Here is a 16757-nt window from a genome sequence, read left to right as displayed (position 1 = left end):
CCGATGCGGAAAAAAATTTTATTTATCACCAGGTGGTATCCCAACAGGGTCGATAAACTCGATGGAAATTTTATTGAGAATCATGCACGTGCCGTGGCCATCTATGCCGACCTTGCCGTATTATATGTCGGCGCTGATCCGGCTATGAGTGACAAATCATACGCATCTGAAGTATCCACCGAACATGGATACAAGGTTATCCGTGTATGGTATCGGAATAATGATGTCTCAACTAAAATCAACGGCCGTATCATCAAGTTCTTCCGTTATATAAGAGCCACTCGTATCGGTTGGTTGAAAACACGAAAAATGTTTGGCCTGCCCGATGTCAATCATGTGCATATTTTCACACGCCCTGTATTGCTGGCATTTTACCTTCGCTTTAAATATGGTATCCCATTCCTGATCACCGAACACTCCAGTCATTTTGTGCATGACCTGCCTGTGTTGCTTCCTCCGATGAAATGGTTTGCTCAGTATGCCGCCCGGCAGGCAACGATTATTACGGCCGTCTCCAATACGCTGAAAGAAGCCATGATTGCCTTTGGCCTTCATGGTAATTACAGGATTATTCCCAATGTTGTTTTTGTACACGAAGCCACTCCGGTAAGTCATGCGCCATCAGATCTGATAAGCATCATAGCCATTGGAGGGCTTACCGACGGCCGGAAAAACATCAACGGGCTGATCCACACCTTTGCCGGCATACATGAAAAGATGCCGAAGGCCCGGCTGAATATCGTCCGGCCTGTGACTGATCAGTCATTGTATGACGCCGCGATAGCATCCGGATTGCTCAACAAAAAAATTTTCTTTCATGATTATCTTTCCAACAGCGAGGTATATGCCTTGCTGAATGAGTGTGCCTTCCTGGTGGTGAACAGCATATCTGAAACATTTTCGATGGCTGCAGCGGAAGCGCTCGCCTGTGGCAAGCCGGTGGTTACTACCCGTTGTGGCGGACCGGAGGAATTCATCACCGAAGAAACCGGTATGCTGATTGACATCAATGCCCCGGAACAACTGTCGGCAGCCATGCTAAAAATGTATGGGGCATACACCAACTATGATCCTGCTAAATTAAAGCAGTATGCTGCTGCGCATTTTTCGGCGGAAGTGGTGGGCGCCAATCTGATACAACTTTATGATCATGTCATAGCTCAGGCGCGCCAGTGAGAGAGGTCCCGCCCAAGCAACTCCTCCAAAGCGTTAATCTCTTCTTTCATTTTTGAGCTGATCAGTTTGCGTAATGCAGGATTCATTGATGGTCGTTTTAATTCCTTGCTGTTAATCTTCCACAGCCAGTACATAAGCCGGTCACGGCGCACCGACTGATGCGGGAATAACCATTTGCCCGCCCTCCTTAATATTCGTGGTGTATGTACTGTCAGCCGTTTCAACAGGTTGCTTCGTGTCGTCTTGTTCCTGTTGAATTGCGTGAAAGTGGCCGGCATGATCTCCTCCACTTCAATGAACTGAAGAAGTCCGGCATACGTCCTTTTAGTATCCGCCACAAGATCATCAAACAGGATAACCTTTACCTTCTCCTTCCCAAATATCTCCAGGTAACGCTGCACCTGAGTGGCATAGGCTGCAACATCATAATAGTATAATCCTTCTACCGGACATTTGATAGAGGCCGAGATCCTCAATCCCTGCTTGCGGTCCGGTATGGCATGCAACGCCTCTTCAAAATCGGCAATAATCTCATTATCATTAAAAACATGATTGCTGTGGAGTGCATACATCATATCTGCCGGATTCCGCAAAAGGATAATAATCTTTGCATCAGGGTTGAATCGAAAAATATGCTGCGCCGCATCACTGGAAAAGAGATTCCAGACAGAAACTTCGCCGATGGCTTGCTCATTTTTATAATCCCTGTAATAAGCGAGAAACTGTTGCTCATCCAGCAATGGATACCTGAAATGAAGATCAGTACAAAAGAAATTCAGTTCCTTAATGCGCGGCAGGTAAACCTGCGGATGTTGCTTTAGATATTCATACAGCGAGGTAGTTCCGCTCTTCGGCGCACCGACTATAAAAAATCCTGGCTTCACTCCGGCGTTCATCGTATTCGAAACAATGTTGAATTGATTCCGGTTTTACGAAATACGGCGATGGACATGGCGATATTCAACACTATATTATTCACCGCCGCCGCGATGGCAGCACCCTCCTTTCCCCATACTGGAACAAGCAGGAAACATAACAGTGTGGTTAACAATGCACACAACAGCAGCAGTTGAATAGCTGTTTTCTGATGGCCTGTCATGGTTAACAGGTAACCGACTGATCCGGTGGCAAAGTTTACAACCTGTGAAATGGTTAGCAAGACTAACACCAGGCTGCCATCGCCAAACTCATCTCCAAAGAGACTGAGAAAAAATACGGGGAAAAACAGGAAACAAAAAATCAATGGAAGGGAAAACAACAAGCCAAACCACAAGCTCCTTGTCATCACCGATTGCAACTCTGCCTTCTTCCCTTCAGCAAACAGCTTTGAAATTAACGGCGCCATCACCACATTCAACGCAAAGAGCATATATCCTTCCAGGTCGGAGAGCCTAGCGGCAATGGCATAAACGCCCGCTTCCGAAGCACCGCGGAATGATCCTAATATCAACAGTTGCACTTGTGAGAGGTAATAATAAATTCCATTGACCATAAACAGTGACAATGCAATCCTGTTCCAATTTGCTTTGTCAAATAAAGGTGTGGCAGTTGAAACGGCCTGCAGTACTTTCCGCCTCACGAAATATTCACCCGCAAGCAGCGCGACCAATATACTCGCTACACTCATTACAATCAGGACAAATGCATTGATGTATTCACTGAAAAATAAAAACCCGGTTCCTATCAATATCAGCAATAATACGGGTCTCAATAACTTATCAGGAAACTGGCTGAGTGTGTTAAACTGAAAACTCCGCAGCCAGGAAAACCTGAGATTGAGCATGGCTGTTAAAGGCAATGCAGTAAGTGCCAGCCAGAGGCCCGTGCGCAGCATTTCATCACCGGGCTGATGAAGAAAATAAGACAGCAAAAAAAACAGGATGGAAACAACTGTTGACACAATGATTATCCTGCGCGTGGCATATTGAAAGTAGCCGCGTATCAGTTCACTTTTTCCCTGAACACGATAGGCTGGTAATTCTTTCAGGGCAAGCTGCTCAAAGCCCATGCAACTGAAGACCGCCAACAGGTTCACCCATGAAAAACCATAGCTGAATATGCCATAGGCCGCTGCACCCAGCATATTGGTGATGAGCAGGCTGAGCAGTAAAGAAGCGATCAGAGAAGCAGCTTGCAGGCTGAAGACGAGCAATAGTTCCCGCGCATGACGGCCGGTTAACCATTCACGTACATTTTTAACAGAAACAGATTTCAGAATAGAATCCATTCAGCGTTGTGAAGGATTATTTTTTGAAGGAGGCAAAATAGTCAATATTACATTCAGGCAACGGCTGATTTGCCTCCATCCGGTCGGACACAGCGATTACCTTACCAGGGTTACATTGCCGCTTTTATTCACTACTGTACCGTCGGTAAGCTTGCCATGCAGCTGCCAGACATAAACACCGGTTTCCTGTTTCTTTCCATTGTAAGTACCATCCCAGCCATCCTGTTGGTTATTGCTTTTAAACAGCTGCTCACCCCATCGGTTATAAATGGTGAATTCCACTGAAACAACTCCACTGCCAAGTACACGCAGCACATCATTTTTTCCATCGCCATTCGGCGAAAACGCTGTTGGTAGTTCCATCGCCGGCGGGATGAAGATATTGCAGCTGTCATCCACTGTAATCATCACGGTGTCAGCTCCTGCAAGACAATCATTATTGTCCGTTACTGTAACAATGTAAACAATGCTGGTATCCGGAAAACACAATGGCTGACTGCATGCCGTACAACTTAAAAAATCACCGGGCATCCAGGTGATGCCGGCAAGTTGATTTACTACGAGCAATACCGCTTCACCCAGGCAAACAGTGGTGTCATTACTCGCTATCACCGGGCCGGTGAATGGCCATACTGTAATATGAATCGAATCATATTGCGGGCAATTAAACTGATCGGTTGCAGATAACTGATAGGTGATGGAAGCATCCGGTGTACTTACAGGAGCGGCAATCGAAGCATCAGACAATCCTGATGCAGGAGACCATTGATAAGAGACAGCACCTTCTGCATATAACTGAACCGGCTCACCAAAACATACTGTTGTATCATCCGGCACCATCATGTCTATCGGAGGGTGGATAATCACGGTAACGGTGTCCGTTGCCACGCATCCTCCGGGGCCATTTGCTGTTACTGTATAGGTTGTTGTCGCATCCGGCATGGCAAACGGATTGTCGCAGGTAAAACAACTGAGGCTGTTGGTGGGCGTCCAGTAGTAGCTTGTTGCACCGGTGCCCGTTAACAATACTGAATCGCCATAGCAAACCGCTCCGCCTGTTCCCGCATCAATCGACAGCGCGCACTCACATTTCATGACAGTGATGTCATCGATGCCAAAATCATTGCCTGTACCGTTATTGTTACCATTCACGAGACACATAGTAACGGAGGTATTCAATCCAGAGGTCCATGTCTGCGAAAAATTAATCCACTGATTAATACTTGCGGGCGCACTCGTAGGACCAAAAAAAGGAAAGCCGTTCAAGGTTACCTGTAAAGAAGCAGGACTTTGGGCAACCAACGAAGTAAGCCAGTAACTTATCCTGTAAAATGAGTTGGGATCTACCGGAATCGTCTGGCACCATGTAGATGAAGCAGCGGTGGTGGCACCGTTGACTATCAGAAAATTCCCTGTTCCGGTAGTGTGATCTGCACCGGTAAAAGCCGACTGATAAACTGAAGGGTCAGTATCTACGGTATAACGTCCCTCCGTGAAAAGACAACCCGGCGTGGAACAATAATTATGATCAGAAATAAACCCTGTATTACCCGCGCTGAAATCACCGTTTACGACAATACTTTCCGTGGAGAGTTCAAGGCCGATCGGACATTGGGCATCAGCCACCGGCGACAAAAACTGTCCGGCAACAAATACAATTCCGCAGAGTAATTGCCTCAACATCCTGGTCATTACCGGCGAAGTTACTGAAATGAATGTATTTTGCCTTTACGGCCATCAGGATTATTAACCTCATTCCTTCCATTCCCATTGTATGTATAGTTTCTCTCCCGAAAACGACATCGAACTTAACATCGCCGCGCCCATATAATGGCAGTTTACATATGCTGCAACAATGCTTAGTTGCCAGGCTGTAAATATCAATTTCAGGTCGCTTATAAATATTTATATTTGACTTAAGTGATTTATGTTTAAACATGTTTTCACGTAACATCCGCCGCAACGTACCATTCCAGATAATTTGCTGGACAATAGCCGCATGGCTCTATATGGTATTCCGCGTTGTTGGCCTTGCCGATTATGAACGTATCCGTGTTATTGAACCCATCCGTTATCATGTTGTTTTCCTGCAGAGCACTGCAGCAGGAATCATCATCGGCCTGGTATTGGGCGTACTCGATATCTTCCTTTCACACAGCAGCCTTCGTAAACGGTCGTTTGGCTTCCTGGTGATGACAAAAGGATTTATCTATATCGGGAGCATCATTGTCATTGTTTCCATTATTCATTTCTTCACGGGACTGATTGATCAGCTTAGCATAAGAGAGGAACTCATGAAGCTGAGGGATTTTTACCGGCAGGGCTTTCTCATTTCCATTCTTATATATGCGCTCTTCATATCCTTCCTGATCAGTTTCATCAAACAGGTGAATCAAAAGTTCGGGCCGGGCATCCTGCTGCCGATGTTGCTTGGAAAATACTTTAAGCCGAAGCAGGAAAACAGGATCTTTCTTTTCCTCGACCTGCGTTCATCTACCACTTATGCTGAAAAAATAGGACATGTGCTTTTCAGCGAACTGATACAGGATTGTTTCTATGACCTTGCCACGCAGGTGGAGGCCTATCGCGCGGAAATAGTACAATATGCAGGCGATGAGGCAATACTTACCTGGAAACTAAAAAACGGCCTTCAGAATAATAACTGCCTGCGCATCACCTTTGCCTTTAATGAACAGCTGCAATCGAGATCCGAACACTACCTTGAGAAGTATGGCATAGTCCCGGAATTCAAAGGCGGAGCAAATGCAGGACTGGTTATGGTGGCTGAAATAGGTGAAATCAAAAAAGAGATCACTTATCATGGTGATGTGCTGAATACCGCAGCACGCATTCAGGGGCTCTGTAATCAATATCAAAAAAACCTGCTTATATCCGAACAACTGCGAAATCAGCTGCCGCCCGCTCCCGATCTTGCAGTACAGCTTATTGGATCGCTTGAACTCAAAGGAAAAAAAGAACCGGTGAGCATTTATAGTGTTACTGAAGGCTTTGATGGTTAACACTTCCCTGTTACAGGTATGTTATCTTACAGATTGCTCATCCTGCCAATCATATTCTCCGCTATATTCTGCAAATTCACGCCATAAAAAATTATCCGGATGAAAGTAATCAAGTGGACATTGCTGATACTGATGCTATTAATTGTGCTTATTACGATTGGCGGATATCTCTATCTCCGCTCTACCGGGCCAATCTATAATGGAACCGTAAAATTGATTGGCCTGAACAAAAGCGTCAGTGTAAAATATGATGACTATGGCATCCCGCATATTTATGCCGGCAGCGAAGCAGATGCCTTCTTTGCGCTTGGCTATGTGCATGCACAGGACAGATTATTTCAGATGGAACTGCTGCGCAGAGTTGGTGCAGGAAGACTCTCAGAAATATTCGGAGCAGACATGGTGGAAGCAGATCGACTCTTCCGGACACTGGGCATCGCCGAAATGGCCAAACAATCCACCGCCCTGTATCTGAGCGCCGACACAGCGGCCTATCAGCAAAATGCAATGGCTTACCTGAGCGGCATCAATCAGTATATTGCGCATGGCAAAACGCCGGTTGAGTTTCAATTAATGGGCATCAAAAAACAGCCATTTACTCCTGAAGATATCTACTGCATCATCGGCTACATGTCATTTAATTTCGCAGAAGCACTTCGCTCCGATCCTGTATTTGAAAAAATAAAAGAACAGTTTGGCACTGCCTATCTCAGCGATATTGCAAAAGAATACCAGCAGGGCACCACAAAAATTCCGGTACACGTCGCGGATGCTGCCTTAACCCAAATATCAAAAACAGTTACCGCTATCCTCAACGGGATTCCTGTTGCGCCGTGGATTGGAAGCAATGGCTGGGTGCTGAGCCCTGCAAGGTCGGCTTCCGGTAAAGTATTATTCGCAAATGATACACATATCGGCTATTCACAGCCTTCCGTCTGGTATGAAGCACATTTGGAAGCGCCGGGTTATAGCTTCTACGGTAATTTTCTAGCCGGCGTGCCATTTGGCGTTGTCGGCCATTCACGTTTTGCCGCATGGGGACTCACCATGTTTGAAAATGACGATATGGATATCTTCAGGGAGAAAGTCAATCCAGGCGACTCCACACAGTTTTGGTTTATGGATCATTGGGAAACTGCCACGTCGAGGGAAGAAACGATCATCGTGAAAGGCGCTGAACCTGTACATTTCAGGATAATCGAAACAAGACACGGCCCGGTATTCAACAATGCATGGGAAGGGCTGCATGAAATCAAAGACCGTTTATCACTGCGCTGGACGTTTACTAAGTTTCCATCTAAGACCCTGCAGGCAACTTATTTGTTCAGCAAAGCAAAAAAGATGGCTGATTTCAAAGAAGCCGTTTCATGGGTGCATGCGCCGGGCCTTAATGTGATGTATGGCGATGCGGACGGAAATATCGCCTGGTGGACAGCCGCCAAAATTACCCGGTACCCGGAAGGCGTTGATGCAAAAGTATTTCTCGATGGCAGCAGCGGATTGAATGAAGCGGATTACTATCCGTTCAGCGATAACCCACATTCCGAAAACCCTCCTTCCGGATTTGTCTATTCCTGTAATAATCAGCCTGACACGCTCAATGGCATATTTCTCTCAGGTTACTTCTATCCTGAAGACAGGGCGAAACGGCTGAATACACTCTTGAATGCAAAATCAGTCTGGTCGCTGGAAGAAATGAAAAGTGTGCAGACAGATGTCACCTCATCTACAAAACCCATCGTCGCTAAGGAATTTGCCGCTGTCATCAGGTCGGCAAAAAAATACGCAGATGGATCGGTACAAGCCGCTGCACTCAATGCACTGGCAGCATGGGATGGCCGGCATGAACTGAACGACATCGCGCCTTCAATCTATTATACTATGATGGCGTACCTCTTATTCAATACCATGGCTGATGAATTGGGCCAGGCAGACTTCGATGTTTTCAGCAGTACATGGTGTATGCGTGCCACTACCAATGTTTTACCCTTAAATGCGGATTCACCATGGTGGGACAATGTGCATACCGGCGGCAGTAAAGAAACACGCAGCGAAATTTTTCAGCTTGCATTTGACAGCGCTGTGTTAAAATTAGAAGGTGAGCTCGGAAAGGATGTTTCAGAGTGGACCTGGAACCGTGTACACACCATTCAGCAGGCGCATCCTTTTGGGAAAAAAACACCAATGGATTTATTTTTTAATGTTGGTCCCGCGCCGGTAAAAGGCGGTATGGAAGTCATTAATAACACCGGCTTCGACTTAAAGCGATCCGGAAAATTTGAATCAACCTACGGGCCGGCCATGCGCATCCTGATTGACTTCAATGATGTGGATCATTCCCTAAGCGTCATTCCCTCCGGGCAATCCGGCAATCCGGTCAGCCCGCATTATGGCGATCAGTTCGGGCTCTATAATACAGGTAAATACAGGCCGCAAATGATGAATGCAAAAGAAATTGAAGCAACAAAAAAGGGAGAACTGATGCTGATTCCTGCACAGGAATGAACAAGCACCGATGATTCAATTGCCGGCAGCCATGCACAATGAGTATCAGCTTTTAACCATGTATTAAGTATCATTACATCGTCAATCTCCTTTCCGTGCCGCACTTGTTTGAATTCGAAGATCTGCCCTGGTTTCCACAGGTTATAAGGGAAGGAATGATGGATTTTTTACGGCATGGCATTTCATGGACTGACTTTTATGAGCCGGTTGCTCCGCTGATTAAAGAGACCTTGTCCAATCAGCAAACGAATCAACTCACCGAGCTTTGCGCCGGAGGTGGCGGCGGAGTGCTTAAAATGATTGAGTACCTCAATGCCATAGATTGTCACCCGCAGATTGTGCTCAGTGATTTGTATCCTAATATCGCCACCTACGCAAAACTAAAACAATTGACCGGCGGGAAAATAGATTTCATCAGCAAACCGGTGAATGCCCTGCGTGTTTCTCCTGCCCTGAAAGGTATGCGCCTTCTGTTCTCCTCTTTCCACCATTTCAGCCCCGAGCAAGCCACGCAAATATTGAATGATGCAGTAAGAAACAAAGTTGCAATCGGAATATTTGACGCTGGCAACAAAGGTCTCTTCACAATAGTATTTGGTGTTCTGCTTATTCAACCAATCGCATTCCTCCTGCTCACACCATTCTTTAAGCCTTTCCGTTGGAACAGGCTGTTGTTTACGTATCTCCTGCCGCTGATTCCACTGTGTACTTTATGGGATGGTGCAGTATCAGTAACCAGGTTTTATACCGTCGCTGATTTGCAGCGCCTCACCAGTCAAATTCCAAGCAATGGTTACATTTGGAAAGCAGGCCAGGTAAAAAACAGGTGGGGACTTAAAGTAAATTATGTTATAGGTCAGCCTTCCGTCAATCAAAAATAAATCATACATGACAGCAGCAGCTATGATTGAATCATTACCTCAAAGGTTTAGACCGGGCAGTGGTGCAGGCCTTGATCTCATTTATCATTTTAAGATCGCCGGCGATCGCGGTGGTGAGTTCACCGTCCAAGTCAGGGATGGAGTTTGCTCAGTGGAGAAAGGACTCAACGGTAACCCAAAATGCGAAATATCCGCGAGCGATACCGATTATGAAGATGTGGAATTGGGACGTACCAATGCGCAAATGGCCGTGCTGTTCGGAAAAATAAAAGTCAGCAACATTCCATCCATGCTCAAATTTGTAGAAATGTTTGAACGGGTAACTGAATAGATTACGATAACCAATACATTATCACAATGAAGCTTTTTAAGGAGAAGGAATTTTTTGAAGATTACGCACGGGCCATCAGATGCGAATGGCTTGAAACCAATGGATTGGGAGGCTACGCCAGCTCAACATTGACCGGATGCAATACGCGGCGATATCACGGATTGCTCACAGCCGCGGTCACGCCGCCAGCGGAACGCATGCTCTTATTAAGCAAACTGGACGAAACGATTGTGTCAGGTGGCCTCCGTTTTGAACTTGGATGCAACAACTATGGAGATGTTATCTCACCGGAAGGTTACCGCTATCTAACTTCCTTTACAAAAAATCTGTACCCCGAATTTTTATACGATACCGGTGATGTTCAGCTTAAAAAGCGCATCATCATGCCGCATGGCGAAAACACAACGCTGATTGAATATGAAGTCATAAAAACCGGATCTCCTATTAAACTTGAACTGACTCCGCTGATAGCGGCGAGAAATTATCATTCGCTCAGATCGGAGATCAACGTACCCGAACAGGCGACAGCATTCTCATCGGGCACGCTTTCACAACGTATGGATGATATAGACCAGGAAGTGTTTATTCATATTGATAATGCTGTTTTCCGCCATGCTCCGGCATGGTACAGGAATTTTGAATACACAGAAGAAAAAGAACGCGGACTCGATTGCCATGAAGATCTTTTTTCTCCCGGAACACTCAGTGTTCAGCTGGAACAGGGGCATAAAATTATTGTCATCATCAGTTCGAAACGCCCGGCAGACTATAATGCAGCAGGAATACTCGAAGCTGAAATTAAAAGACGCGCTACAATCGCTGCACCCGGACAAAAGCAGGAGGTAATCCGGCAACTGCTGCTCGCCGCTGATCAGTTTATTGTGCAGAAAGATGCTGACCTGAAGACTGTCATCGCCGGCTATCATTGGTTTGCTGACTGGTGCAGGGATACCATGATTGCACTTCCGGGCTTATGCCTTGTCACGAAACGATTGGAAGATGCAGAAAAAATACTGCTTGCCTTTGCACGCTATGTGAACAATGGTATGTTGCCAAACCGTTTCCCCGACCAGGCCGGCCAGGAACCGGAATACAATAATGCCGATGGTACACTATGGTATTTTATTGCGGTCAAGAGATATCTCGATGCCGGCGGCAACAAAAAATTTATCTGGAAAAACATCCTGCCGGTACTAAGCGATATCATCCACTGGCACTATAGCGGCACACGTTATGGCATTCATGTAACAGATGATCAATTGCTATCGGCCGGTGAAGATGGAATACAATTAACCTGGATGGATGCAAAGGCCGGTGACTGGGTGGTCACACCAAGACAGGGCAAAGCTGTGGAGATCAATGCACTTTGGTATAATGCGCTGCGCATCTATGCAAAACTGCTGAAGCAAAGCGGTGCACGGGCAGAAGCAAAAATTTTTCGCGCGAAAGCAAAAATTACAAAGAAGAATTTTCTGGCTGCTTTCTCCAACACCTCACAACAACACCTCAATGATGTCGTAAACGGGCAGGCAACGGATTCCTCTCTTCGCCCTAATCAATTGTTCGCCCTTGCACTATGTTACCCGCTGATCAAAAAAGAAAAGGCAAAAAAAATTCTGGAAGTGGTGCAGGCAAAACTGCTCACCCGTTACGGACTGCGCAGCCTCTCTCCCGATGATGTTCATTATGCCGGAAGATACGAAGGCGATGTGCTGCAACGCGACGGGGCCTATCACCAGGGCACTGTTTGGAGCTGGCTGACCGGAATATACATTGATGCGCTTTTTAACTGCTACGGTAAAGATGCAAAGCCGGCCGCGCAGCAGGCAATCAATCAGCTCGTCGAACAGCTTAATGAAGCAGGAATTGGTTCCGTTTCAGAAATATTTGATGGCGACGAACCTCATACGCTCCGTGGCTGTATTGCACAGGCCTGGAGTGTTGCCGAATTACTCCGGGTAATATTCGAATACGAACTTTTCGCTTTTCCTGATGCATGACCGGCTCGCGAAGGTTTAAAAGGATGGCATCTTAATATCACCTCGCTTATATTTATGGAGGATAGTTGATAAACCGGTTACACCATAAAATTCCTGTGGCCGCCAAACAGTTAACAGGTGATGTTCGGGGGCATTCCAAAAACGTTTGAAAGTCTGCATGAAATGCCCCTTTATTTTGGTAGCTTTATTTTTCAACAGCTGCCCTCGTTTCAGCCATGAAGCATCTCCTTTTTCTTACGTGTGGTATTAGCGTTGCTTTAACGTTATCTGCGCAACAAGCCGATAACTGGTATTTCGGCGTACACGCAGGTCTGAATTTCACTGACACAGTACCCATTGTACTGACGGATGGCAGCATTTATACACCGGAAGGTTGTTCTTCCATCTCCGATTCCGCAGGCTCATTGCTTTTCTATACCGATGGCATCACCGTTTGGAATAAGCTGCATGCCGTCATGCCGAATGGCAACGGATTATTTGGTGGTAGTTCTTGTACGCAAGCCGCCCTGGTTGCTGCACAACCCGGAAGCAATACACTGTATTATGTCTTTACACTGGACGAGATCGGCGGTCCGCTTGGCTTTCGCTACTCCATAGTAGACATGAGCCTTTCCAATGGTTTGGGCGATGTGACTGAAAAAAATATTTTGCTTCAGGAGGCAGTCACCGAGAAATTAACTGCTGTCAGCAGTGTTGATGGCTCAGAAACATGGATCGTTGTGCATGGCTGGGGAACAAATGCCTTCTTTGCATACAAGCTCACCGCTTCGGGAATAAACACCACGCCTGTTGTCAGCAATGCAGGTATTATTCACACTACAGCGCAGATTCAAAATACATACGGGCAGATGAAGTTTTCCGGCTGTGGAGGAAGACTTGCCGTTGCAGCCGGTTATCTTGATACGGTGGAAGTTTTTGATTTCGGTGTTGCGGGCGGCTTTGTTTCGAATCCGGTCACAATTCCGGTATATGCACATGTTTATGGCGTGGAATTTTCACCGGACAACAGTAAACTCTATGTAACATGTTATGACCCTGAAGGAACACTGCTGCAATTTGACCTGTTGCAGGCCAATCAAACTGCCATCATTAATTCAAAGGTGACACTGAACTCAACCGAAGATTTATATGCACTGCAACTCGCGCCAGATGGAAAAATATATGTGGTTAAATCTTATGGCGCTATGCTCGGGGTCATTAACTATCCTGATGTTGCAGGAAGCGGCTGCGACTTTGTATTAAATGGAATCAACCTTGATCCGGATTATCTTGGTGCATCAGCTGCACTGGGATTACCCAACTTTGTTCAGTCTGATTTCGACAGTTATCAAAAAGGCTGTTCATTGCCAACATCATCTGTGCAATCAGTCCCAGATAACACACTTTTGATATTCCCTACGCCGGCTTCCGACTATCTTTATTTTAATCGGGAAGTTTTTGGCAATGACTTATTTAACATCTTTATTACTGACATGAGCGGTAATATTATAGCTGAGGAAAAAGCAGATCTTACCGCAGCAAACGCACGCATTAGTATTGCATCACTTGACGCAGGTATTTATTTTCTACAGGCAGTTAACAGCAGGAAACAATTCAATCAAAAAATAGTGATTGCCCGTGCTCATTGAAGCAGGATCTTTCGCATATTAGTACCGGCCTGATTGCCCTTCCCATATTGAATGCTGGCTGATGATGTCAGCTTCGGCCATTTGAAGCAGATTGATTTAATGTCAGCCTCAGCATAGTCACACTCCGATGGTCTTTTACCCAATAAAAAAGCCACCCGTGGAGAGTGGCTTTTTTAAGATCAGGTACTTTCAATTACTCCTTCACCAGCTTTATCGCATGTTCCGTTCCGTTGATCATCACACGGATGATATAGAGTCCCGGACTTAATGGTGCAAGGTTTAGCTCATAGATAAAAACTCCATTGTCAGCCAGCAACCGTTCTGACTGCAGATTTCTGCCTAAAGCATCAAATACGGTCATCACGGCTTCGCCTGCCTCATTATTCGTAAACTGAAGTGTAGTGCTGCCAGACGCAGGATTCGGATACAGGCTCAATAAACCTGATTCATTCAACGATTCACCTTCCTTCAGCGCTGCTGTGGTGAAGGTAGTGATAGCGGAATATGCACTTGTCGCCTTTTCACTCAGTGTATCCACCACATGCGCCACCATCCATTCATACATGGTTGAGGCAGTCAGCCCGGTAAGGTTATAAGCTGAATTATTCGTACCCGTTTTTATTTTACTCCAGGTACCGGAACCCACAACACGATAATAGATACTGTCGTAATCCACGCAAACCAGCGTATCCCAGTTCAACGTCGCTTTGGCTGACTTGATGTTGCTTGTTGATAGATTGGTTGGAACAGGTACCAGTGTAGTGGTTACACTGGTTCCTTTGCCCTGTCCTGTTGCGCCATCTCCGTAAACCGTAGCGTAATAATTGCCGGGAGGCAGTGAACTGATGGTAAACGGCGTTGAGTTCTTCACATTCAGCGGATCACCATATTTCTTGCCAAACCGGAACAGTTGAACCGTGTATGGCTTTTCACTCTTAGTACACTTATAGGTCAGCGAGCTGCTGGCACAATCAGACCCTGTCACCGATGACTGTAAAGTGATCTTTGCCTTCTCCTTTTGCGTAAAAGTCGGAGTCAGGTTATAACCTGTCGCTTCCGTAGAATAATACATTACTACCTGTACATAGTAGTATTGTTTGGCAAGCGCGGTTAAATTGGCATTAATAGTGCCGCTGCTGTTGTAAGTACTGAAAATCGGTGAAGCGGCCGTATCAGCATATATTTTCAGGTAAACGTATGGGCTACCACAGCAAAGCCTTGGTTCCCATTTTAAGGTAACGGTAAGATCACCTTTACCGGTATAGTTAATCTTCCACCAGTCTCTCACGTCTCTTGCGCCGCCATTATATCTGAATCCGACATGGCCTGGCGTTTCAAGATTGGAACCCAGTGTTGCGGCATTCTTGGCAAGATCATTATCAAGGCCATCATTCGCATTGGTATAGGTTGCCAATGAATTGGTTAATGTATATGGAATAAAGCCACTGCTATAATACGGATATACTTTGACAAAATATGTTCCCGCAGCAAGTCCGTCGGTTGAGTGGGAGGCTGTTCCGCTGGTGAATGATGATTTTAATAGCGTGGTTGCGTCATTGTCGTACAATTGATAGTAAATATACTGCCCGTTATTCGAGGTGATGGTGATAGAGATCTGTCCATCTTCGGTAGTAATAATTTTATACCAGTCCGAACTATCTGCAACTCCATCATAATAATAGCCGGAATGGCCGGTTACTGTACCACCTACCGCAAAAGATGTTGCCTGCGACTTCCCGTTATTAGGCTCAGGATCGTTGGCAACAGGAGCAACAATGAGTGTATCCTCTATGGTATATGGAACAAAGCCATTAGCATAGAAAGGATGAATATTAATATAGTATGTGCCGGCCGCTAATCCATCAACTGTATAAGATTTAGTACCGCTGGTATAATCGGATTTCAGTAGCGTGGTACCGTTTTTGTCATACAGCTTGAAATAAATATATTGCCCGTTTTGAGAAGCCATAGTCAACTTCAGGGCACCATCCAGGTCGGTGGTAACCTTAAACCAATCCGAACTGTCAGCGACATGGTTATAGTAATAACCCACTTGCCCGGTCTTTGATCCGTTTAGCGGAAGATTCTTTGACTGGCTTTTTGAGTTGTTGGGTTCTACATCATTTGCCACTACAGGATCCGTAAATGTTGAAGACATGGTATACGGTGTAAACCCACCGGCATAAAAAGGATACACATATACGTAATAGGTACCTGCTGCAAGTCCATCAACAAAATAGGTTTTTGTGCCACTCGTGTAATCAGACTTCAGCAAAGTAGTTCCATCGCCGTCATAAAGCTTCCAGTAGAGATACTGTCCGTTGTCAGAAATCATTTGCAGGTCAAGTTTTCCATTGCCCGTGGTAGTTACACTCCACCAATCAGCCACATCAGATACCCCGTTATAGTAGTAACCGATATGTCCGGTAACCGAACCATTCAGCGCGAAAACATCGGCTTGGGTATATGCATCATTGGGTTCTGCATCATTAGCGATTGCTATGGTATTTAACACATTGGATATGGTATAGGCTGGTAATTGACCTGCGTTAAATGCATAGATATAAATGTAATAGGTGCCGGGCGCAAGTCCATCCTGCGAGTAGGTCTTGGTTCCGCTGGTATAATCACTTTTCAGTAAAGTGGTGCCATCATTATCATAAAGTTTAAAATAACAGTAGAGCCCATTACTAACGGCTAACGTAACATCCAGTTTGCCATCTGAAGTGGTGGTAACTTTCCACCAGTCCACATCATTAGCAATATCTATTGCGCCCGTATTGCTTGAATTTAAAGTGAGTTTATCTGCGTCATTTCTGACATCATTGGGCTCTGATTCGACTGCATAAAGCCAACCGGTAGAGAGCAGCAATAAAGCGATGATTGTGTTTAGGATTTTTGTCATAACAAGTAATTTTGAGGTGAATAATTGGTAAAGAAATTTGATGTTGTAAGATATGTTTTGATCATTATCGTAATGTCATCCAAC

Annotated in this window: 11 protein-coding genes; 7 read left to right on the top strand and 4 right to left on the bottom strand. The window is 45.5% G+C overall.

Annotated elements, in window-relative coordinates; genetic code table 11:
• Positions 1 to 3 precede the first annotated feature (3 nt).
• Entirely contained in the window at positions 4 to 1176 is a 1173-nt protein-coding gene (locus tag K1X61_14540; GenBank protein MBX7109866.1) for a glycosyltransferase, read from the top strand.
• Here K1X61_14540 and K1X61_14535 read toward each other — a convergent pair.
• From K1X61_14535 to K1X61_14525, 3 genes are all read right to left on the bottom strand, one after another.
• Complete coding sequence (locus K1X61_14535) at positions 1161 to 2072, bottom strand: sulfotransferase (GenBank protein ID MBX7109865.1); 912 nt, start codon at positions 2070 to 2072, stop codon at positions 1161 to 1163. The genes K1X61_14540 and K1X61_14535 overlap by 16 nt on opposite strands.
• On the bottom strand, positions 2069 to 3403 hold the full coding sequence (locus K1X61_14530) for an oligosaccharide flippase family protein (GenBank protein ID MBX7109864.1): 1335 nt from the start codon (positions 3401 to 3403) through the stop codon (positions 2069 to 2071). Before K1X61_14530 ends, K1X61_14535 begins: the two co-directional genes overlap by 4 nt.
• 96 nt (positions 3404 to 3499) lie before the next feature.
• Positions 3500 to 5095 carry a gliding motility-associated C-terminal domain-containing protein gene (locus K1X61_14525; GenBank protein MBX7109863.1) on the bottom strand — a complete coding sequence of 532 codons (1596 nt, stop codon included), beginning with the start codon at positions 5093 to 5095 and terminating at the stop codon, positions 3500 to 3502.
• Positions 5096 to 5340: 245 nt separating this feature from the next.
• On the opposite strand from K1X61_14525, the gene K1X61_14520 reads away from it, so the two are divergent.
• From K1X61_14520 to K1X61_14495, 6 genes are all read left to right on the top strand, one after another.
• A complete protein-coding gene (locus tag K1X61_14520) occupies positions 5341 to 6423 on the top strand; it encodes an adenylate/guanylate cyclase domain-containing protein (GenBank protein ID MBX7109862.1) in 1083 nt (360 codons plus the stop codon).
• Between the two features lie 99 nt (positions 6424 to 6522).
• The gene (locus K1X61_14515) at positions 6523 to 8928 is read left to right on the top strand and encodes a penicillin acylase family protein (protein MBX7109861.1); all 2406 of its coding nucleotides are present in this window, start codon (positions 6523 to 6525) and stop codon (positions 8926 to 8928) included.
• 95 nt (positions 8929 to 9023) lie between these two features.
• On the top strand, positions 9024 to 9809 hold the full coding sequence (locus tag K1X61_14510) for a hypothetical protein (protein ID MBX7109860.1): 786 nt from the start codon (positions 9024 to 9026) through the stop codon (positions 9807 to 9809).
• 7 nt (positions 9810 to 9816) lie between these two features.
• A complete protein-coding gene (locus tag K1X61_14505; protein ID MBX7109859.1) occupies positions 9817 to 10140 on the top strand; it encodes an SCP2 sterol-binding domain-containing protein in 324 nt (107 codons plus the stop codon).
• A gap of 26 nt (positions 10141 to 10166) precedes the next feature.
• Positions 10167 to 12140, top strand: a complete 1974-nt coding sequence (locus K1X61_14500; GenBank protein ID MBX7109858.1) for a glycogen debranching enzyme N-terminal domain-containing protein — start codon at positions 10167 to 10169, stop codon at positions 12138 to 12140.
• Between the two features lie 215 nt (positions 12141 to 12355).
• Positions 12356 to 13768, top strand: a complete 1413-nt coding sequence (locus tag K1X61_14495; GenBank protein ID MBX7109857.1) for a T9SS type A sorting domain-containing protein — start codon at positions 12356 to 12358, stop codon at positions 13766 to 13768.
• A gap of 193 nt (positions 13769 to 13961) precedes the next feature.
• Here the strand turns inward: K1X61_14495 and K1X61_14490 are convergent, their stop codons facing one another.
• Positions 13962 to 16673, bottom strand: a complete 2712-nt coding sequence (locus tag K1X61_14490; protein MBX7109856.1) for a T9SS type A sorting domain-containing protein — start codon at positions 16671 to 16673, stop codon at positions 13962 to 13964.
• Positions 16674 to 16757: the final 84 nt, after the last annotated feature.

The sequence above is a fragment of the Chitinophagales bacterium genome (assembly GCA_019694975.1).
Taxonomy (GTDB): domain Bacteria; phylum Bacteroidota; class Bacteroidia; order Chitinophagales; family UBA10324; genus JACCZZ01.
The sequence above is the reverse complement of the archived record's forward strand: the minus strand, read 5'-3'. Positions and strand labels throughout refer to the sequence as shown.